General features: G+C 43.5%; 19 protein-coding genes and 3 pseudogenes. 14 read left to right on the top strand and 8 right to left on the bottom strand.

Features of this window, described 5'->3' with window-relative positions:
- The first annotated feature begins 2 nt into the window (after positions 1-2).
- Together AXI57_RS15375 and AXI57_RS15380 are read left to right on the top strand one after the other, a co-directional pair.
- Positions 3-1,184, top strand: a complete 1,182-nt coding sequence (locus AXI57_RS15375) for a macrolide family glycosyltransferase (RefSeq protein WP_061670565.1) — start codon at positions 3-5, stop codon at positions 1,182-1,184.
- 60 nt (positions 1,185-1,244) lie between these two features.
- The gene (locus AXI57_RS15380) at positions 1,245-1,784 is read left to right on the top strand and encodes an AAA family ATPase (RefSeq protein ID WP_061670566.1); all 540 of its coding nucleotides are present in this window, start codon (positions 1,245-1,247) and stop codon (positions 1,782-1,784) included.
- Positions 1,785-1,825: 41 nt separating this feature from the next.
- On the opposite strand, the gene AXI57_RS15385 is transcribed toward AXI57_RS15380, so the two are convergent.
- Both AXI57_RS15385 and AXI57_RS15390 read right to left on the bottom strand, forming a co-directional pair.
- Positions 1,826-2,197 (bottom strand): hypothetical protein, encoded by a 372-nt coding sequence (locus AXI57_RS15385; RefSeq protein WP_061670567.1) that lies wholly within the window; start codon positions 2,195-2,197, stop codon positions 1,826-1,828.
- A gap of 17 nt (positions 2,198-2,214) precedes the next feature.
- Positions 2,215-2,400 (bottom strand): DUF8096 family protein, encoded by a 186-nt coding sequence (locus tag AXI57_RS15390; protein ID WP_003327494.1) that lies wholly within the window; start codon positions 2,398-2,400, stop codon positions 2,215-2,217.
- A gap of 248 nt (positions 2,401-2,648) precedes the next feature.
- Here AXI57_RS15390 and AXI57_RS15395 point away from each other — a divergent pair, with 248 nt between their 5' ends.
- Positions 2,649-3,467, top strand: a complete 819-nt coding sequence (locus tag AXI57_RS15395) for a uroporphyrinogen-III synthase (RefSeq protein WP_061670568.1) — start codon at positions 2,649-2,651, stop codon at positions 3,465-3,467.
- 12 nt (positions 3,468-3,479) lie between these two features.
- Positions 3,480-3,728 (top strand): annotated as a pseudogene (locus tag AXI57_RS22135) (nitrilase); the annotation flags it as partial.
- Positions 3,729-3,786: 58 nt separating this feature from the next.
- Here AXI57_RS22135 and AXI57_RS15400 read toward each other — a convergent pair.
- The 3 genes and pseudogenes from AXI57_RS15400 to AXI57_RS15410 all read right to left on the bottom strand — a co-directional run bounded on the left by AXI57_RS15400 (position 3,787) and on the right by AXI57_RS15410 (position 6,418).
- Positions 3,787-4,539, bottom strand: coding sequence for an ABC transporter permease (locus AXI57_RS15400; RefSeq protein WP_061670569.1), 753 nt, complete (start codon positions 4,537-4,539; stop codon positions 3,787-3,789).
- Positions 4,539-5,291 carry an ABC transporter ATP-binding protein gene (locus AXI57_RS15405; protein WP_003327490.1) on the bottom strand — a complete coding sequence of 251 codons (753 nt, stop codon included), beginning with the start codon at positions 5,289-5,291 and terminating at the stop codon, positions 4,539-4,541. Before AXI57_RS15405 ends, AXI57_RS15400 begins: the two co-directional genes overlap by 1 nt.
- A gap of 148 nt (positions 5,292-5,439) precedes the next feature.
- Positions 5,440-6,418: pseudogene (locus AXI57_RS15410) on the bottom strand (DMT family transporter).
- 131 nt (positions 6,419-6,549) lie between these two features.
- Here AXI57_RS15410 and AXI57_RS15415 point away from each other — a divergent pair.
- From AXI57_RS15415 to AXI57_RS15450, 8 genes and pseudogenes are all read left to right on the top strand, one after another.
- Positions 6,550-7,047 (top strand): cupin domain-containing protein, encoded by a 498-nt coding sequence (locus AXI57_RS15415; protein WP_061670570.1) that lies wholly within the window; start codon positions 6,550-6,552, stop codon positions 7,045-7,047.
- A 379-nt stretch (positions 7,048-7,426) separates the two neighbouring features.
- A complete protein-coding gene (locus tag AXI57_RS15420) occupies positions 7,427-7,849 on the top strand; it encodes a helical membrane plugin domain-containing protein (protein WP_003327487.1) in 423 nt (140 codons plus the stop codon).
- A 40-nt stretch (positions 7,850-7,889) separates the two neighbouring features.
- Positions 7,890-9,068: an NAD(P)/FAD-dependent oxidoreductase gene (locus tag AXI57_RS15425; protein WP_061670571.1), complete on the top strand. Its 1,179-nt coding sequence runs from the start codon at positions 7,890-7,892 to the stop codon at positions 9,066-9,068.
- A 333-nt stretch (positions 9,069-9,401) separates the two neighbouring features.
- Entirely contained in the window at positions 9,402-10,802 is a 1,401-nt protein-coding gene (gene uxaC / locus AXI57_RS15430) for a glucuronate isomerase (protein ID WP_061670572.1), read from the top strand.
- Positions 10,803-10,828: 26 nt separating this feature from the next.
- Positions 10,829-12,212: pseudogene (locus AXI57_RS15435) on the top strand (glycoside-pentoside-hexuronide (GPH):cation symporter).
- 76 nt (positions 12,213-12,288) lie between these two features.
- Entirely contained in the window at positions 12,289-13,293 is a 1,005-nt protein-coding gene (locus tag AXI57_RS15440; RefSeq protein WP_013390480.1) for a LacI family DNA-binding transcriptional regulator, read from the top strand.
- 74 nt (positions 13,294-13,367) lie between these two features.
- Positions 13,368-14,819: a tagaturonate reductase gene (locus tag AXI57_RS15445; protein WP_061670573.1), complete on the top strand. Its 1,452-nt coding sequence runs from the start codon at positions 13,368-13,370 to the stop codon at positions 14,817-14,819.
- Position 14,820: 1 nt separating this feature from the next.
- Positions 14,821-16,314: a UxaA family hydrolase gene (locus AXI57_RS15450; RefSeq protein WP_061670574.1), complete on the top strand. Its 1,494-nt coding sequence runs from the start codon at positions 14,821-14,823 to the stop codon at positions 16,312-16,314.
- A gap of 40 nt (positions 16,315-16,354) precedes the next feature.
- On the opposite strand, the gene AXI57_RS15455 is transcribed toward AXI57_RS15450, so the two are convergent.
- The 3 genes from AXI57_RS15455 to AXI57_RS15460 all read right to left on the bottom strand — a co-directional run bounded on the left by AXI57_RS15455 (position 16,355) and on the right by AXI57_RS15460 (position 17,970).
- Positions 16,355-17,119, bottom strand: a complete 765-nt coding sequence (locus AXI57_RS15455) for a sulfite exporter TauE/SafE family protein (RefSeq protein WP_034718355.1) — start codon at positions 17,117-17,119, stop codon at positions 16,355-16,357.
- A 186-nt stretch (positions 17,120-17,305) separates the two neighbouring features.
- Positions 17,306-17,431: a hypothetical protein gene (locus AXI57_RS22310; protein ID WP_255265363.1), complete on the bottom strand. Its 126-nt coding sequence runs from the start codon at positions 17,429-17,431 to the stop codon at positions 17,306-17,308.
- Positions 17,432-17,508: 77 nt separating this feature from the next.
- Positions 17,509-17,970: a DinB family protein gene (locus tag AXI57_RS15460; RefSeq protein ID WP_003327477.1), complete on the bottom strand. Its 462-nt coding sequence runs from the start codon at positions 17,968-17,970 to the stop codon at positions 17,509-17,511.
- 260 nt (positions 17,971-18,230) lie between these two features.
- On the opposite strand from AXI57_RS15460, the gene AXI57_RS15465 reads away from it, so the two are divergent.
- A complete protein-coding gene (locus AXI57_RS15465) occupies positions 18,231-19,367 on the top strand; it encodes a Rap family tetratricopeptide repeat protein (RefSeq protein ID WP_010788318.1) in 1,137 nt (378 codons plus the stop codon).
- Positions 19,357-19,491, top strand: a complete 135-nt coding sequence (locus AXI57_RS21440) for a PhrA family phosphatase inhibitor (protein ID WP_088116973.1) — start codon at positions 19,357-19,359, stop codon at positions 19,489-19,491. The genes AXI57_RS15465 and AXI57_RS21440 overlap by 11 nt, the downstream gene beginning before the upstream one ends.
- Position 19,492: the final 1 nt, after the last annotated feature.

A 19,492-nucleotide genomic window follows, 5' to 3' on the forward strand; every position in this document is an offset into this window, starting at 1 on the left:
AAATGAAACAGCATCATATCACAATTATTAATATCCCTGCGTATGGCCATGTAAACCCCACACTTGCATTAGTGGAGAAGCTTTGTGAAAAAGGACATCGGATAACATACGCTACGACAGAGGAATTTGCCCCGGCGGTTCAACAAGCGGGAGCCCGCCCGCTTTTATATGAAACAACCATTTCGGTAGATCCTCAGCAAATTAAAGAATTGATGGAAAAAAACGAAACGCCGCTTATGTTTTTGAAAGAATCGCTTGGAATCTTGCCACAGCTTGAAGAATTGTATAAAGATGACCAGCCTGACCTTATCGTCTATGATTTTATCGCACTGGCGGGAAAACTGTTAGCTGATAAGCTTCAAGTGCCGGCTGTCAGACTCTGTTCGTCATACGCTCAAAATGAATCCTTTCAGATGGGAACTGAGGAGATGCTCAAACAAGTCAAAGAAGCAGAGGCTGAATTTCAGGCCTTTCTGGAGCAAGAAAACTTACCGGCTGTCTCATTTGAACAACTGGCTATACCAGAAGCGTTTAATATTGTCTTTATGCCGCGCTCTTTTCAGATTAAGAACGAAACCTTCGACGACCGCTTCTGTTTTATCGGTCCGTCTCTTGGAAAACGAAGCGAACAAGAGCGCCTGTTGTTAAAAGAGAAAGGCGATCGCCCGCTTATGCTGATTTCACTGGGAACGGCCTTCAACGCCTGGCCGGAATTCTATCAAATGTGTATGGAGGCTTTTGGGGGGGCTGAATGGCATGTCATTATGTCAGTAGGAAAATCAATTGAGCCTGACAGTCTTGGTGATATTCCTGACAACTTCACGGTCCGCCAGCGCGTTCCGCAGCTGGACGTATTGACGGAAGCTGATGTATTTATTTCTCACGGAGGAATGAACAGCACGATGGAAGCGATGAACGAGGGAGTGCCGCTTGTAGTGATTCCGCAAATGCATGAACAGGAACTCACGGCTCAGCGTGTTGAAGAATTAGGGCTGGGAATCTACCTGCCGAAAGAAGAGGTCAGTGTACCTCGTTTGCAACAGGCGATCGGTAATATATTCTCTGACAAAGAGATTCACAGCCGCGTGAAAGATATGCAGAAAGATGTAAAGGAAGCAGGCGGAGCAGAACAGGGCGCGGCGGAGATCGAAGCGTTTATGAAAAAGTCTGTCGTTCCGCAATAAACAATTTGAACCGGCATCTGCTTAAGATTCCGGTTTTTTTACGGAAAAGGGTGTGATGTTATGGAAAAAGAAACTGCGATTTATTTAATTACAGGGGTCATGGCAGCAGGTAAATCTACCATTGCGCAGCTTCTATCAGAGCGTTTGGAGAAAAGTGTTCATGTACGGGGAGATGTATTTAGAAAAATGATAGTTAATGGCGAGGTGCAAATGTCAGACACTCCCTCAAAGGAAGCGTTGGAACAATTGCTCCTTCGTCACCGGCTGGCAGCTAAAGCAGCGGATATGTATTTTGAATCGGGATTCAATGTCGTTTTGCAAGATATCATCATTGGTCCGATGTTAGGCGATATGGTGGAGTTTATAAAAAGTCGTCCCTTGTATGTCATCGTCTTGGCGCCTCGCCCGGACATAATAGCGGCCAGAGAGTTTTCCCGTCCGAAGAAAGGGTACGGCAAAATAGAGATTCTCTCTCTTGAGAAAGTGTTGCAAACGGAAACGCCGCGGATCGGTTTATGGATCGACTCCTCACATATAACGCCGGAAGAGACAGTGGAAGAGATTATCAGCGGTTTAGATAAAGAAGCGAAAATAACATAGATCGTGAGTTTTCTATTTTTAAAACGAAAACGTAACACGGCTCATCTTTCATGATATTCCCTAATCCGCCTCCGAATTTCGGCAGCCGTTTCCGTCGGATCGTCAATCGCAAATATAACATAACGATATTTTTTATGGCCGTTTAATTCAATGATGACAAGAGGCTCTCTTCGTTCATACGAAAGAAAATACCATTCATCCGCATATTTATAGCTGCCTTCATATATATGAAGGGGTGAAATTGAGGTTCCGGGCATTCTGAGCATCCATTTGGGTGCGTCAAAATAATCGACATTTACACTTTCAATGTTACCGTAAGGCATGCTGATTTTATGTTTGAAAGCGAGAAAAGGATGTAAGCCGGTTAAGAATAAAGTGACTTCTTGCTCGCCAAAGTGAACTTTTCTGCCCATAAAATCAAACCCCCTATTTAAATATTCTTTTTCAGTCCGCACCTGCGGCATTCTCTTAGGAATTTTCCGCTCTTCACTGAGCTTTTAAACAGCGTATAGTCACAATTGTCACAGCGCCCGCTATGCACGTCGGGATATTCATTAAATTCGTAAATAACGGTTGTGTCATATCCTTTTGTTTCATACTCTTTTGCAGTTTCCATCATAAAACCTCCGGTAATCAATTGTCTCAGTGGTTAATATTACAGCAATCGCCCCGTGTATTCAACGGCATGCAAAGGCTTTATTTTTCTTGCTTTTCAAAATAGTTTACGCAACAATATCTTATATTGATAGGAAATTAGATGAGCGAATGAACGCTGTGTTGGATGGTCTCTTTTGATAAAAAGTAATGATAAGGTCCATTCAAATAGGCTGTCGCTGACACTACATACGGGAAGAGGGAACAGCTATGGGAAAAGGATTACTTGGGAAGCGCATTGCCATCGGCGGGTCGCGGAAAACGGAAGAAATCAGCACGCTGATCAAAAAACAAGGGGGAGTGCCTGTTGTTCGTTCTCTTCAAGGGACGGTTTTCTTAGCTGACAAGCAAGTGGAACCCGATTTACGTAGATTTGTTGAAGAACAAGCAGATTGGGTGATTTTTACGACCGGTATCGGTACTGAGACTTTGGTCGACTTGGCAGAAAAAATCGGAGTGAAGGAGCCATTTTTAACAACGCTTCGAGGAGCGAAAATTGCTTGCAGAGGATACAAAACATTTGCCGCTTTGAAAAAAATGGACATGATTCCGGCAGCAGTTGACGAGGATGGAACAACCGGGGGGCTGATACGCTCTTTAGAAGCGTATGATTTTTCGGGAAAAAGGGTCATGGTGCAGCTTCATGGAGAAAAAGCGCCGTCGTTAATGACTTTTCTTAAAGAAAAAGGAGCATCTGTATTGCCGATTCTGCCTTATCGTCATATTCCGCCTGAACCGGAAACTGTGGACTTATTATGCCGTGAACTGATGGATCGTAAGCTTGACGCGGTCTGTTTTACCACGGCGGTTCAGGTCCGTTCGCTTTTTGATTTTGCCAGAGAAAAAGGCTGCATTAATCAAATCAAGGATGCATTTAAGGAAGACGTCTTAGCGTCAGCTGTCGGCAAAGTGACCGCTGAGGCGCTACGGGAAGAAGGAATCAGCCGATTGCTAGCGCCCGATATTGAGCGGATGGGCGCTATGATTATAGAGCTGTCCCGCTTCTATGAGGCGCAGCCGGAAAATTAATGGCTAGTATGATATGAAGAATTGGCTTATTCACCTCATGATATGTGCCCCGGCGGAAGCACTATTGCGGGTCCTTTGGGCGACTATGTTAAAGAGCCCGTCTATGGCAAGGAAGACAAGCTCATAGCAGGCCTTGACCTCCGAGATCTTTGCGAACAGTCAATTCGATTTTGACTCAGTCGGACATTATTCAAGGCCTAATGTCTTTCAATGGCATGTAATGAGGAGAAGCAAGAGAATGTAAAGTGGAGAAAGAGTTAAGCTGAATGGCCAGCCTGTAAAAAAGCCGCTTTCCCAATGGGAACAGCGGCTTTTTGTCTTATGATTGCTGCTTTAACTGCTGTTGTGCTGTAAATAGAGACGGATATGTAAGCACGCTTAAAATGACGCACGTCAGCGCGGCTGAGGCCATGGTTGTAAACACAATCAATAATTGAAAGCGCACCGCCTGTATCGGGTCCGCTCCGGCCAGAATTTGGCCTGTCATCATACCTGGAAGCTGTACGAGCCCTAATGTTTTTTGGCTTTCGAGCGTCGGTATCATACTCATTTTCATACAAGAAGTGAGGATATGCTGAATGGATTGCTTAGGTGTTCCGCCAAGTGACAAAATGAGTTGAATTTCCTCTTTGCGCACCGTAATTTCAGAGCCGAGCCGATTTAAAAACAGGCTTGCCAGCACCATAGAATTTCCGATCACCATTCCGCTTATGGGAATAACATATCTGGCGGTGAGCGGAATCACTTGGAGCGCCAGAAGAATTCCTTGGGTGACGATTTCTACAATGGCCAGAGTAAGAAACACTCTCCAAAATGATCCGATCGTTATCTTTTTGCGTTTTACAACATTTTGAGCTGCCACGGCGAGCATTAACAGCACCATTAGAATGATAAATGCCGGGTGGTCCGAGTGGAAAATCAGCGACAAAATATAACCGATCAAAAGAAGCTGAACCGCGGCTCTTATCGTCGCGATGATCATATCTTTTTCCACACCGGCTTTAAATGATTTGGATAAAAATAAAGCGATCAGAACAAAGATCATTGTCAATGAGAGAGAAAGGTAATCCATCACCGGGTGCCTCCCTTCAAAAATTCTCTGGCCGCCTCATGCTTTGGGTCAGTAAAAAAGACCCCGCTTTCAGCAGTTTCCAGCACCCGGCCATCGGCCATAAACCAGATTGTATCAGCAACCCTTTTTGCCTGTTCAATGTTATGGGTCACCCACATGACCGTCAGTTTTTTTTCTTGGTGCAATCTGATGATCAGCTCTTCAATCTCTAGGGCCGAAACCGGGTCTAAGGCGGATGTGATCTCATCTAATAATAAAATAGAAGAGGGGTTCGAAAGCGTTCTTGCCAAAGATAGCTTTTGCCGCTGACCGCCTGATAAATCCCGCGCGCTGCGATCTAACAATTCGTCAGAAAGCCCTGTGAGGCGCGCAAGCTCTTCTGGGGTATAGAGCTGTTTTTGATGCAGTTTTTCGGCCAGAGACAGGTTGTCCCTTACGGTTCCGTCTATAACGGGCGCGGATTGGAAAGCAAGGCCGACTGTTCTTCTAAGTTCACTGATGTTCCAGTCTCTGACCTCCTTCCCATGTATGTACACTTCGCCTTCATCAGGCGTTTTCATTAAATTGCATATTGACAGCAGCGTGCTTTTTCCTGAACCGGACGGGCCTAAGACCATGACAAAATCGCCTTGCTTCACTTCTCCCGTTATGCCCTGTAAGACTTCAAAGGATGCCCCGTTTTGTTCATAGCTTTTTGTAACTGAAGTAAAGGAAATGGCAGATGTGCCGCTGTTCATAGATGTTTCTTTCATTAATTCATCACCTTTTTCGTGCCTTTCTATAAAAAAAGAAAAGCGAGACTATACCTAAATATAACGTGAATTCAGCACTTGTAAAGGGGAGGGAAAGCAGAAATCCGGAGAACACTGTGATATGTTCTCCGGATTGAATATCATCCTATCAGATAGATTTTGCTTTCTCTTTGGCAGCAGCTTTGGGAATTCTTTGCCTCGAGGCGAAGGTGTGTAAAATCATTCCCGTAATGATGAATAACAAGCCTGAAAATGAAAGGAGAGATGGGAATACACCTGATAATAAAATCATTTCGCCAAGCAAGGCAAAAATCACTTCGCCAGATTGCGTCGCCTCAACCGCGGCAAGCTTTTGCGGATGATCCCTTACCATGTCAGTCGCCCAAAAAAATAATACTGTCGCAACAATGCCTGAACTGACGGCGACGATAAAAGATTGAACCGTCTGTCCCATGCTTGGCAGACCGTCAGACCACCAACCGTAAGCAGCTAACAGAAGCCAGAACGGAAGGCTTGCCAATGTCATGCCAAGCACCCTTTGAAATGTATCAAGCTTCCCTCCGTATTTGACGAGCATTTTTCGATTTCCAAGCGGATAAGCAAAAGCTGCGATGACAACAGGCAATACACTGAAAAGCAGCATCTTGGCAGATAGAGATTCCGCGTGCTGAAGCTGGATGATCCCCGCTCCGAGAAGAATGATAAAAGACGTCATCAGGGCAGCGAGCGGAATCTTTTGCCGCACAAGCTAACGGACCGCCTGGAAGGTCCTTGGTTTCATAAAAGAAAGGGGATAAAAGGACACCGGCCACAATGGTAATCTGCCATGTCCCGGCTACCAGCCATCCCGGTCCGAATGCAGCGGCAAAAGTTATCGGAGCGTAAAAAAGCACAAAGCCTACAAAACTCCACCTGAGCCAGAACAACGGGTGTTTGCGCATTTCTTTTAAAAGAGGCGTTAATTTACCCCTCATCATGACGATGAATAATAAAAACGGAACCATAAAAATAAAGCGTAAAGAAGCGCTCCAATACCAGCTGCCACCGGAAAGCTCCATCGCTCTGTTCAAAACAAAAGTAACAGCAAAGAAAAGTGAAGCCAATATTCCTACTAATATCGCTTTCATAATATCCCTCATTTTGGCATGATATTTTTTATACTATACTAACCGCAGAGTCTTATCGCAATAAGTTGTCAGAAAGTTATCGTGTTTTGAGAGGTTTTAGAAGTGGAATGAAAAAAACAGGAGGCGATTAAATGAAAACAGAGACATTTTTTCTGCAAGACGGCGGCAGCATCCCGAATCATCCGGCCCTTCCGCTCGTTATTTACAAAGAAGCTTTAAAAGGCCGGCTGGAGCAGGCGGAGCAAATCGTAAACCAAAACCAATGGACAAACAGCTGGGCAGGGGGCGTATTTCAACAGCACCATTATCACAGCAATACCCACGAAGTGCTTGTGGTCATAAATGGAAGCGCCACCATTCAATTCGGCGGGGAAGAAGGAGTCAGCATCAGCGTGCAGGAGGGGGATGCGGCGGTGATTCCCGCAGGAACGGGGCATAAAAATATAGACTCAAGCTCAGATTTTACTGTTATCGGGGCTTACCCGGACGGCCGGCAGTACGATCTGAAGACAGGAAAACCGGGAGAGCGCACAGAAGCGATAGAAAGAATCAAACGAGTGCCGCTTCCCGACCGGGATCCAATAACGGGAAAAAAAGCGCCGCTCCTTGATATTTGGCAGAAGGATTAAATTTATTTTTTGTAAATATATAGTATTTTAGAAACGTTATAACTCAAGCTCCATATAAATTAATTTCATAAACGAAACAATTCACGTTCAAATTTTGTTCAAAAAGTGTTATCATATAGAAGTAAATATAAATTGGGTTTTTTAAGTTTGCTATTTTCAGAGGGGAAAAGGGATTTTGACTTATTCAATTGTTTTTAGGAGATAAAAATAATACTGAATATGGCAAAGTGAAAAACTGGGTAGGAAACATTTATTTTTGCGGATGATTGTGCATAAATTCACAATCCTTCTTCTCATGCCCTGAAAGGCGCGGGATTGAGAGTGTACTGCCCTTTCCAAAAAAAATCAGCACATCGCTTATAGTAAAGGAGAATCGGATATGCCAGAAACAATCGATCAAACAAATGTATCTGTTAGCCAAGGTCAACAAGATTTAATTGATCAGCTGTTAAAACCAGAAGTTCAAGAATCATTGACTGCTTTAGTAGACCAGCTTCCAAAACTGACTGAGTTGGTGAACATTTTGACGAAGTCATATGATTTCGCACAGTCAGTTGCGACTGATGAAGTATTGAAGAGCGACACAGTGGGTGCGCTTACAGAAATTCTTGAGCCTGTAAAAGAAACGGCTAAAGAAGTAGCTGCAACAGCAATTGAAGCAAAAGACCGCGCGGATGAAAGCAATGAAGTCATCGGACTTTTCGGTTTGCTCAGAATGCTGAAAGACCCTCAGGCTCAGAAGCTGTTCCGCTTCGCTCAAAGCTACTTGCAGATCATGTCTGAACGCGAAAACCAAAAATAATATACGTAGATTAATTTGATTAAAGGACGGAGGATATACGATGTCAAAACATATTGTCATTTTAGGCGCTGGCTACGGCGGTGTCCTATCTGCTTTAACAGTTCGCAAACATTACAGTAAAGATGAAGCGCGAGTAACAGTGGTTAACAAATACCCGACTCATCAAATCATTACGGAATTACACCGTCTGGCAGCAGGCAACGTTTCTGAAAAAGCGATTGCTATGCCGTTAGAGAAGCTTTTAAAAGGAAAAGATATCGATCTTAAAATCGCAGCTGTAAACTCTTTCTCTGTTGATAAAAAAGAAGTGGCTCTTTCAGACGGTTCTTCATTAACGTATGATGCGCTTGTTGTAGGACTTGGAAGCGTAACAGCTTACTTCGGCATCCCAGGACTTCAAGAAAACAGCATGGTGCTTAAATCAGCTGAAGATGCGAACAAGATTTACAAGCATGTTGAAGACCGTGTGCGCGAGTATGCGAAAACAAAAAATGAAGCTGACGCAACGATCCTTATCGGCGGCGGCGGGTTAACTGGTGTTGAACTTGTCGGTGAACTTGCTGACATCATGCCGAATCTTGCGAAAAGCTACGGCGTAGACCCGAAAGAAATTAAGCTGAAATTGGTTGAAGCAGGTCCGAAAATCCTTCCTGTGCTTCCTGACGACTTAATCGAACGCGCGACTGCAAGTCTTGAAAAACGAGGCGTTGAGTTCTTAACAGGTCTTCCTGTTACAAATGTGGAAGGAAACGTTGTTGACCTGAAAGACGGCCAAAAAATCGTGACAAACACATTTGTTTGGACTGGCGGCGTACAAGGAAATCCATTAGTGGGCGAATCTGGCCTTGAAGTGAATCGCGGACGCGCGACTGTTAACGATTTCCTTCAATCTACTTCTCACGAAGATGTATTTGTTGCCGGAGACAGCGCGGTTTACTTTGCGCCGGACGGCCGTCCATACCCGCCGACAGCGCAAATCGCTTGGCAAATGGGTGAGCTTATCGGTTACAACCTGTATGCTTACTTAGAAAACAAAACGTTAGAAACGTTCAAGCCGGTAAACTCCGGTACACTTGCAAGCCTTGGCCGCAAAGACGCGGTTGCGATCATCGGAGCAAACGCTACGCCTCTTAAAGGTATGCCTGCTTCCTTGATGAAAGAAGCAAGTAATGTACGTTATTTAACACATATTAAAGGTCTTTTCAGCTTGGCTTACTAAGCCTTACAAGCTGTCTGTAGACATTGCCGAAAAGCGCCCTTTCTGGGACGCTTGGAGGTAATGTCTTTTTTATTCTTTAAAGCAACCCAAAATTAGTAATTATGTCCCGATCCCCAGCCGGCTTTTGATCGGCGATTGTTACATAATCGCGTCAACATTGTATGGTGAAAAGTAAATATGCCAATAGCGTTTCCTTAGGTTCCAAAATGAGAACGTTAACAATTTATTTGTAAATAGAGATTGAAGTTACAGGAATAAACAGGTAAAATGAAACCAACCAAAATGTTAACGTTAACATTTTGGCACAAAATATAATAGAAAGACGGTGAGAAGATGAAATCGTTTATGGACGAACAATTTCTGCTTAGTAATGAAACCGCTGTCAATTTGTATCAAAACTATGCAAAAGAGATGCCGATAATTGATTATCATTGCCATTTAAGCCCGAAAGAAATCTATGAGAGTAAAAGATTTAACAATATAACGGAGGCATGGCTGTACGGAGATCATTACAAATGGCGGATCATGAGAGCGAATGGCATTGAAGAAAGATTTATTACTGGTGATGCATCTGACGAAGAGAAATTTATGGCGTGGTCGAGGACGGTGCCGATGGCAATTGGAAATCCGCTGTATAATTGGACTCATTTGGAACTGCGCCGTTTTTTCGGAATTTATGACATACTTAATGAAAAAACGGCTCCAGCCATTTGGCAGCGCACAAACGAGCTTCTTCAAGGCGAAGGTTTTACAGCTAGAGATTTTATCACAAAATCAAATGTAAGGGTGATATGTACGACGGATGATCCAATAGATTCATTGGAATATCATCTTTCATTAAAGGAAAGCGGCGAATTTCCTGTCAAAGTTGTACCCGGATTCCGGCCGGATAAGGGGCTTGAAATCAACCGCGAAGGCTTTCTTGAGTGGGTGCAGGCGTTAGAACACGCAGCAGCCTCTTCCATTACAGACTATGATGGCTTTTTACAGGCTTTAGAGAAACGGGTTCGTTTTTTTCATTCAGCAGGCGGGCGGGTATCCGATCATGCGATTGACTCAATGGTTTATGCAGAGACAACAAAGGATGAAGCGGGCACTATCTTTTCTGCGAGATTACAAGGAAGCGGAGTCTCTTATGAGGATGAGAAGAAGTTTAAAACGTATACGCTTCAATTTCTCTGCGGGTTATATACTGAATTAGACTGGGCGATGCAATTTCATATCAATGCGCTGCGAAATACCAATACGAAAATGATGAAAAAATTAGGACCGGATTCTGGTTATGATTCTATGAATGATGAAAAGATCGCCAAGCCTCTGTACCGGCTCCTAAACTCCGTTGAGGAGAAAAACCAGCTGCCAAAAACGGTTTTGTATTCCCTGAATCCCAATGATAACTATGTCATCGCCAGCATGATCAACAGCTTTCAAGACGGCGTGACACCGGGGAAAATTCAGTTCGGCACAGCATGGTGGTTCAATGATTCAAAAGACGGTATGACCGAACAAATGAAAGCGTTATCAAACGTAGGCCTTTTCAGCCGGTTTATTGGGATGCTGACAGATTCAAGAAGTTTTCTTTCATACACGCGGCATGAATATTTCCGAAGAATTGTCTGCAATCTGATCGGAGAGTGGGCGGAGAATGGAGAGGCGCCGCTTGATGCGGAGCTATTGGGAGGAATTGTCCAGGGAATTTGCTATAACAATGCAAAAGAGTACTTCCGTTTTTGAAAATATTCATCCATTTGAGGTGACTTATGAGCCAGATAGTTATAAATAGGGATGCATCTATTCATGTCAAAGAAAAAAAGCTGAGTTTGAAAGAGAAGGTATCCTACGGTTTCGGTGATTTTGGGAACGGATTTATGTTTGACCTGGGGCAAATTTATTTATTGAAATTTTTCACGGATGTCGCCGGCATTCCGGCCGTATATGCAGGAAGTATTTTTTTAGTCAGCAAGCTGTTTGCGGCCATTACCGATCCGATTGTCGGCTCAGCTATTGATTACAGAAAAAATATCGGGCCAAGAGGTAAATTCCGGCCGTATCTGTTATTCGGAAGCATCGTGCTTGCGGTTTTGACCGTCTTGATTTTTGTTTCGCCTGATGTCTCCATCACATGGAAGCTTGTATATGCGTACGCGTCGTACATGCTGTGGGGGGTGGCTTATTCGTTTGTCAACATCCCGTACGGTTCGCTCAGCGCGGCGATTACACAGGATGCAGAAGACAGGACCGCTCTTTCAACGTTCCGCCAAATTGGTTCATTGGGCGCCTTGCTCATTACGAGCGTGATTGTTATTCCAATTCTCGTACAGTTCAACAATGTGCATATCGGCTATCCAGTTGTGATGGGAATGATGTCTGTTATTGGCGTTGCCGGCTTTTATATCTGTTATCGAAATTGTAAAGAGAGAATTATCGTACATGAAGCCCCGAAGGAGAAGTTTTCTTTCACATCCGTTGCGAAAACGTTTATCATCAATAAGCCATTGCTGACTCTAGTACTAATGACGATTTTTTCTATCTCCGCTTATAACATCTGCGATGCTTGTGTATTTTGCCCAATATAATCTTCATAACGTTCAATTAATGTCATATATGAGTTTTATCATTATAGGCTCGTCCTTCTTAGGTGTTGTTTTTCTGCCAAAGCTTGTGAAGCGGTTTGGAAAAAAACAAACGGCCATGATCGGCTTTTCTATCAGTATCGCGGCTGATCTCGCTAATTTTTTCCTGCCTGCAAATGTCTATCTGTTTACCATTCTGGCAAGCATTGCATTTATCGGGATCAGTATTCCCAACGGCATAACGTGGGCGCTTGTCTCTGATATTATTGATTACGGCGAATGGAAATCAGGGGTGCGGAAAGAAGCCACCACCTATTCGCTGTTTAATTTTTCGCGAAAGCTTGCACAATCTCTGTCGGGGTTCCTTTCCGGCGTGGGTCTGAGTCTCATTGGGTATGTGCCGAATGCCGCACAAACCGCCGATACGCTGACGGGAATTAAAGGGCTGCTTCTTTTATATCCGGCGATTGCTTTAACATGCGCGATGCTGATTATCGGATGGATGTACAAATTAACCGACAGACAGCATGCGGAGATCATTAAAGAGTTAAACAGCGCCAAAACACATTAAACAAAGTGTTAGAGGCTGGACGTTGATGATACAATATGATTAAAATCGCAGCAGGCTAAATAAGGAAGGGAAACAGATGGTAACCATAAAAGATATCGCAAAACTCGCAAACGTATCCCACACGACCGTTTCCAGAGCGCTGAATGACAGCCCGTACATTAAAGAGCATACAAAGAAAAAAATCCTTGACCTCGCAACACAGCTGAATTACACGCCAAATGTCAATGCCAAAAGTCTTGCTATGCAGAAATCCCACACCATCGGGCTTTTCTTTACAAGCATCACAAACGGCACCTCACACAGTTTCTTCGCCGATACCATTAAAGGCGTAAACCGTGTCATCAGTGAAGAATATAATCTGTTTGTGCGGGGAATTGATGATCTGAAAAGCTACGACACCATTAACCATATCAGATATGACGGCATTATTTTGATGAGCCAGAGTGATATTGACAACTCGTTTATTTACCATATCCGAGAAAAAAACATCCCGCTTGTCGTCCTGAACCGAGATATTGATGACAGAAGCATTACGAACATTTTATCGAATGATAAAGAAGGCTCTCAGCAAGCAGTCGAATACTTTATTAAAAACGGCCATAGAGAGATCGCGATTATTGAGGGAATCGAGGGCTTTAAGTCGTCCCAGCAGCGTAAAGAAGGCTATTTGTCAGCGTTGATTCGCCATCATATTCCGATCAATCATGAATACAGTGTAAAGGGACAATATGATATGGAAAGCGGATTTCAGGCGATGGATAAGCTGCTGGCGCTTCCGCATCCACCCACGGCAGTCTTTTGTTCAAATGATGACATGGCCATTGGAGCGATGAACGCCATTTTCGCGAAAGGGCTGCGTGTCCCTGACGATATATCTGTCATCGGATTTGATGACATTGGTTTTTCTCAATATATCACGCCGAGGCTCTCAACGGTCAAACGGCCGGTTGAAAATATAAGTGTACTCGGTGCGGAAAAAATTTTAGCGCTGATTCACGACCCGAGTCTCAAGAGCGAAAAAATATTCGAAAACACCGAGTTTATGGTAAGAGATTCGGTCAGAAAACTTACACAGCAATGACCCGTTTACAAGCGGGATTCCTTATACGTGAAAATGTTAACGTGTGCATAAAATCGAGAAGGAGGCGGTACTCTTTGCAAAAGCTTAATAAAAGCATCTATGAAGGATACAGGCAATATCCTGAAAAAATTCTTCAATTCGGAGAAGGAAACTTTCTGCGGGCGTTTGTTGACTGGCAGGTTGAGAAGCTGAATCAGGAGGCTGGATTTCAAGGAAGTGTGGTCGCGGTGCAGCCGAGAGGTTCGAAAAAAATCAAGACATTAAATGAGCAGGATGGATTATATACTCTTTTTTTGCAGGGTATGAAAAATGGACACCCGAAAAGCGAGCATATGATTATCAGCTCCATCAGCCGCGGCATTGATCTTTTTTCTGACTATCAATCTTTTAAAAAGCTTGCCGCCGAAGAGGAGCTTCGTTTTATCGTCTCTAATACAACCGAGGCCGGCATTATGTTTAATGAGGAAGACCGTTTGGATGATAAGCCGCAGCAAACATTCCCTGGGAAATTAACAGCATTTCTATACTTTCGGTATCAGGCATTTACGGGAAATTCGACAAAGGGCTGTATGATCATTCCTTGTGAATTAATTGAAGAAAACGGCCGCAAGCTGAAGGAAATCGTTCTCAAATATGCGGCGCTTTGGCAATTGGGAGAAGGTTTTACGAACTGGATTCATCATGCTAATACATTTTGTAATAGCTTAGTAGACCGGATTGTTCCCGGTTTTCCTGTTGACACGATTGATGAGATCACCGCTGCGCTTGGTTATCAAGACAATTTAGTCGTAGTGGGGGAGCAATATCATTTATGGGTGATAGAAGGGCCCGATGATCTTAAGGATGAACTTCCTTTCGCCCAGGCCCGCTTAAATACGTTGATTGTTGATGATCTTGCTCCTTACCGGACGAAGAAAGTCAGAATGTTAAATGGCGCTCATACGGCAATGACGCCAGTATCATATTTGTACGGCTTGGATACGGTTGGCGAAACGATTGAGCATGAGGTGACGGGGCGCTTCGTCCGAGAGCTTATTTTTGAAGAAATCATTCCGACTTTAGACATGGAAGGGCTTACTGAATATGCGGAAGAGGTGCTTGATCGGTTTAAAAATCCGTTTATGAAACATTATTTGCACAGCATCGCGCTAAACTCTGTCTCTAAATTCACCACGCGGAATCTTCCAACCCTAGCCGTTTATGTCAGACAGAAGGGGCATCTGCCGGAACGTTTGGTGTTTGCGTTAAGCGCTCTGCTTTATTATTACCGGGGTATCAGAGATGGAGAAACCATTGAGCTTCAGGATAGTCCGAACATTCTCAGCTTTTTCGAAAAAGTATGGAGCGGGCCGGACAAAGATATGTACACCATAGCTTCAACTGCATTAGGCGAACAGCAGCTGTGGGGCTCGAATTTGAATGAGATCCCCGGGCTGACCAAAAGAACCGCTTTTTTCCTAGGTATGATTCATGAACGGGGGATGAAACAAGCGCTTGAAGAATGCTGTATAAAAGAGGTGAAGTGAATTGAAAGCATATGTGCAAATTCATAAAAATGATAACGTGCTCCTGGCTTTGCGGGATATGAAAAAAGGAGAGCAGCTACAAACGGACGGCCAAACGGTTAAGCTAAAGGGCCATATCAAAAAAGGCCACAAAATAGCATTAATTGATATAAAAGAGAACAGCAGTATTATCAAGTATGGTTTTCCCATCGGACGGGCGACAAAAGACATCTCTGCCGGCGAGCATATTCACGTTCATAATTCCAAAACAAATCTAAGTGATATCCAAACATATAGCTATACACCGGTCTTCGAAGAAAATCCTTTTCCTTATGAAAGCAGGACATTTAAAGGATATCGAAGAGAAAACGGAAGTGCCGGCGTGCGGAACGAACTATGGATTGTGCCGACCGTAGGCTGTGTGAACGGCATCGCAGAGAAAATGATTCAGCGGTTTGAGAAAGAAATAGGAGACATTGCTCCGTTTGACAATGTACACGTATTAAAGCACCAATACGGCTGTTCGCAGCTTGGCGATGATCACGAAAATACGAAACAAATGCTGCTCAACGCCATACGCCATCCTAATGCGGGCGGTGTATTGGTTTTAGGACTCGGCTGCGAGAATAATGAATTGTCAGTCCTTAAAAAAGCGCTTCATGATACGGAGACAGACCGGGTGAAATTTCTTGAGTCTCAGTCTGTGAAAGATGAATTATCAGAAGGCGTGACACTGCTGAAGGAGATACATGAAGCGGCAAAAACAGATAAACGTGAGGATATCCCATTATCAGAGCTGAAAATCGGCTTGAAGTGCGGAGGTTCAGACGGCTTTTCAGGAATCACCGCCAACCCCTTACTGGGCAGGTTTTCCGATTATATTATCGCTCAAGGGGGCAGCACCGTTCTGACTGAAGTGCCGGAAATGTTCGGTGCTGAAACGATATTGATGCAAAGGGCTGCTGATGAAGAGGTGTTTCATAAGATCGTCGATTTGATTAACGATTTTAAACACTATTTTGTCAAGCACGAACAGCCGATCTATGAAAATCCGTCACCCGGAAACAAGGAGGGGGGCATTTCCACGCTTGAGGATAAATCACTCGGCTGTACGCAAAAAGCCGGCATATCTAAGGTGACGGATGTGTTAAAGTACGGGGAAGTTCTCAAGACAAAAGGCTTAACCCTGCTGAGTGCGCCGGGAAATGATTTAATCGCTTCCTCCGCTTTAGCGGCGGCCGGGTGCCAGATTGTGCTGTTTACGACGGGAAGAGGCACGCCGTTCGGCACTTTTGTCCCGACGGTGAAGATATCAACGAATTCTCAGCTCTATCAAACGAAACCCCACTGGATTGATTTTGATGCGGGCCGTATGTTAGAAGACAATATATCTGAAGAAACGGTCTTAAAAGAGTTTATTGATTATATCATTGAGGCTGCAAGCGGGGAATTTGTGAATAATGAAAAGAATGATTTCAGAGAATTGGCCATTTTTAAATCGGGTGTTACGCTATAAAGAAAAAAAGGCTATCCGGCAGCGGATGGCCTTTACGCAGTTAAATCAGTTTTAACCCGCTTATTAATATGATCGCGGCCATGATAAATTGTAAGGGACGGGGCGAAAATTTAGGCGAGAAATGGCTGCCGAGCAGGACGCCGGGAATCGATCCGATCAGCAAATTGGCAGCTAACAGATAATCGACGCTTCCGAAACTCGCATTCAGTAAACCCGCCACCGTGACGAGCAGAAAGGCGTGGGCGATATCGGTTCCAACGATTTCAGAGGTTTTCATTTTGAATAAATACAGCATAGCAATCGCAAATAACGAGCCGGACCCAATTGAGGTTAACCCCACGATAAACCCGAATACCACTCCGATCAGAATTGTAAGCGCGCGTTTATCCTCCAGGGATTTCAGCTGCCAGCGGTTCGGACGCAGTTTTTTATCTAAAAAAACACGAATGATAATGGAGAGCGCAACCAATGTCATCACATAACCGAGCGCGTGTTTGATAATCTCCTCTTGATGCTGGTGAAAGGCAGGGAACATGTGAAGAATTCCAATCGCAGCCGAAGCGCTCGGAATGCTGCCGATGGCTAAGTATTTGACGAGCTTGAGGTTTATGGTTTTTTGTTTCCAATGTGAAGCAACGCCAAACAGCTTTGTGATCGAATTATAAACAAGATCAGTTCCGACCGCAATGGACGGATTAATTCCCAATAAAATCAAAAGCGGGGTCAAAAGCGCGGCGCCTCCAACCCCTGTTAAACCAACCAGAGTGCCTACAAACAAACCCATAATTATAATGCTGATGCTGATCATAATGCCTCCTGCTTAATTCCGATTATTTTTATAAGATTATATATAATTAATCCCGTTTTAGCAATCGAAAATTTAGAATTTTATATATATTAATGAAAACATCCGAAAAGAGTGATACCCAACCATACAAAAAACGCCGGTCTTGATTCTGGTTTCCCAGATCAAGACCGGCGTGCCTATTTTTCACTTCACATCTTTATTCACATGGTCTGTCACAAGTTCAACGACAAGCCTTTGATCTTCTTGCTCCAAGCCGTGATAAATATTGATATGCGTCTTTTTTTCTTCAGATGCGAAAGTGGCAGCCATTTAAACACATGGACGCTGCCAATTATGGGATAACAAAGAAAAGATACCTGGACGGCAGGTATCTTTTTTCGTTTAGCTTATTTTTGTTGATAAAAGGGCAATTCCGTATGTCCCATCTCTCTGACATAAACAAAGAGATTGCCTTTATGGTGGATTTCATGCTCCATAGCAAGCTGCAGCAGCGCCGCACCGGTTACTTTTCTGCCAAAGGCGGCTGTCAGATCAATTTCTTTATTCATCTGCTCCTCTGTCAAATCTTCCAAAATGGCAGCTGTTTTTTCAGTATATGATTTCGCTAACACGTTAAGATCAGTCTCTGTTTCTTCCGGCGGGTTTTGGAAAGGAGCCGGGCTTCCTTCTTTAATGACATTTGCGAATTGATAGAAAGAGAAAAGCATGTGTTTGGCCATTTCTTCTGCTGACATGGATGTTTCCGCAGGTTTGTAGCTATAATGTTCTTTGCTGATTTTTTCGATCAGTTCAACTGTTACGTTCCGATGTGATAAAAAATGGCTGACAATGTGACTCGTTTTACTCATAGGGCACCCCTCCATAGTTAGGAAAATGAAACTGCATTGAAATGCTATATCATAAATCATCAAGACACAAGCAAAAAGCCTTAAGCATTTAAATTATGCAGAAGAATCGATAAGGAAATAGCGGAGAATTCGGCTTTTTCTTTTCGAAATAAGCTTGCGGTTAGCCGAAATTCGACAATTGCGGTCTTTTTGCGTTCTTCTTTTTCTTGTAAATATGATAAAATATGACATATCTCGGTCATTCATAAAGGGGGGATAAATTGAGGATGAAGCAGACTATTCCGTCCTCTTTTGTCGGGCTAAAAATTAATGAATGGTACACACATATCCGACAGTTCCACGTGGCAGACGCAGAACGCGTCAAGCTGGAAGTAGAGAGAGAAATTGAGGATATGGAAGAAGACCAAGATTTACTGCTGTATTATTCTTTAATGGAATTTAGACATCGCGTCATGCTGGATTACATCAAGCCTTTGGAAGGGGACGCATCTCAACTAGAATTTTCAGAATTATTAGAAGACATTGAAGGGAATCAGTACAAGCTGACCGGACTGCTCGATTATTACTTCAATTTTTTTCGCGGGATGTATGAATTTAAACAGAAAATGTTTCTGAACGCGATGATGTTTTACAAACGGGCAGAAAAAAATCTTGCTTTTGTCTCGGATGATATTGAAAAAGCTGAGTTTGCTTTTAAAATGGCTGAGATTTTTTACAATTTAAAACAGACCTATGTTTCGATGAGTTATGCCATTCAGGCGCTAGAGACATACCAATCGTATGAAACTTACACCGTCCGCAGAATCCAATGTGAATTCGTTATTGCAGGGAATTATGATGATATGCAGTATCCAGAAAGAGCATTGCCCCACCTAGAACTGGCTTTAGATCTTGCAAAAAAAGAAGGCAGCCCCCGTCTCATTAGTTCGGCCTTATACAATCTTGGAAACTGTTACGAAAAAATGGGCGACCTCTACAAGGCAGCTGAATACTTTGAGAAATCCGTATCCATTTGCAAGTCAGAAAAGTTCGACAATCTTCCGCATTCTATCTACTCATTAACACAAGTTCTTTATAAACAAAAAAATTACACCGCAGCGCAGGAGCAATATCGGCAAGGCTTGGAAATTGCCTATCAATATTGTGATGAATTATTTGTAAAGCTGTTTCAGTTTCTGCATGCCTTATACGGAAAGAGCGTTGATACAGAATCAGTGGCTCGCACATTCCAATTTCTTGAGGAACATATGCTATATCCCTATGTCGAAGAGCTGGCACATGATGCTGCCCAATTTTATATTGAAAATGGACAGCCCGAAAAAGCACTCGCATTTTACGAAAAGATGGTGCACGCACAAAAACAAATCCAGAGAGGAGATTGTTTATATGAAATCTAAATTAATGACAGGTTTGTTGCTCGTTGCGGTCGGATTCAGCTTTACTCAGGTGATGCCTCATGCAGGTGAAACAGCAGACAAAACAGGGAATACGTTTGATATTGCAGCGCGCAATCAAACGTGAC

The sequence above is a fragment of the Bacillus atrophaeus genome (assembly GCF_001584335.1).
In the GTDB taxonomy this organism is placed as follows: Bacteria; Bacillota; Bacilli; order Bacillales; family Bacillaceae; genus Bacillus; species Bacillus atrophaeus.

Bases quoted from the DNA above. Each gene is read 5' to 3' on its own strand.
- AXI57_RS15375 (WP_061670565.1), top strand. From the start codon at position 3: ATGAAACAGCATCATATCACAATTATTAATATCCCTGCGTATGGCCAT.
- AXI57_RS15380 (WP_061670566.1), top strand. From the start codon at position 1,245: ATGGAAAAAGAAACTGCGATTTATTTAATTACAGGGGTCATGGCAGCA.
- AXI57_RS15385 (WP_061670567.1), bottom strand. From the start codon at position 2,197: ATGGGCAGAAAAGTTCACTTTGGCGAGCAAGAAGTCACTTTATTCTTA.
- AXI57_RS15390 (WP_003327494.1), bottom strand. From the start codon at position 2,400: ATGGAAACTGCAAAAGAGTATGAAACAAAAGGATATGACACAACCGTT.
- AXI57_RS15395 (WP_061670568.1), top strand. From the start codon at position 2,649: ATGGGAAAAGGATTACTTGGGAAGCGCATTGCCATCGGCGGGTCGCGG.
- AXI57_RS15400 (WP_061670569.1), bottom strand. From the start codon at position 4,539: ATGGATTACCTTTCTCTCTCATTGACAATGATCTTTGTTCTGATCGCT.
- AXI57_RS15405 (WP_003327490.1), bottom strand. From the start codon at position 5,291: ATGAAAGAAACATCTATGAACAGCGGCACATCTGCCATTTCCTTTACT.
- AXI57_RS15415 (WP_061670570.1), top strand. From the start codon at position 6,550: ATGAAAACAGAGACATTTTTTCTGCAAGACGGCGGCAGCATCCCGAAT.
- AXI57_RS15420 (WP_003327487.1), top strand. From the start codon at position 7,427: ATGCCAGAAACAATCGATCAAACAAATGTATCTGTTAGCCAAGGTCAA.
- AXI57_RS15425 (WP_061670571.1), top strand. From the start codon at position 7,890: ATGTCAAAACATATTGTCATTTTAGGCGCTGGCTACGGCGGTGTCCTA.
- uxaC (WP_061670572.1), top strand. From the start codon at position 9,402: ATGAAATCGTTTATGGACGAACAATTTCTGCTTAGTAATGAAACCGCT.
- AXI57_RS15440 (WP_013390480.1), top strand. From the start codon at position 12,289: ATGGTAACCATAAAAGATATCGCAAAACTCGCAAACGTATCCCACACG.
- AXI57_RS22310 (WP_255265363.1), bottom strand. From the start codon at position 17,431: ATGGCTGCCACTTTCGCATCTGAAGAAAAAAAGACGCATATCAATATT.
- AXI57_RS15460 (WP_003327477.1), bottom strand. From the start codon at position 17,970: ATGAGTAAAACGAGTCACATTGTCAGCCATTTTTTATCACATCGGAAC.
- AXI57_RS21440 (WP_088116973.1), top strand. From the start codon at position 19,357: ATGAAATCTAAATTAATGACAGGTTTGTTGCTCGTTGCGGTCGGATTC.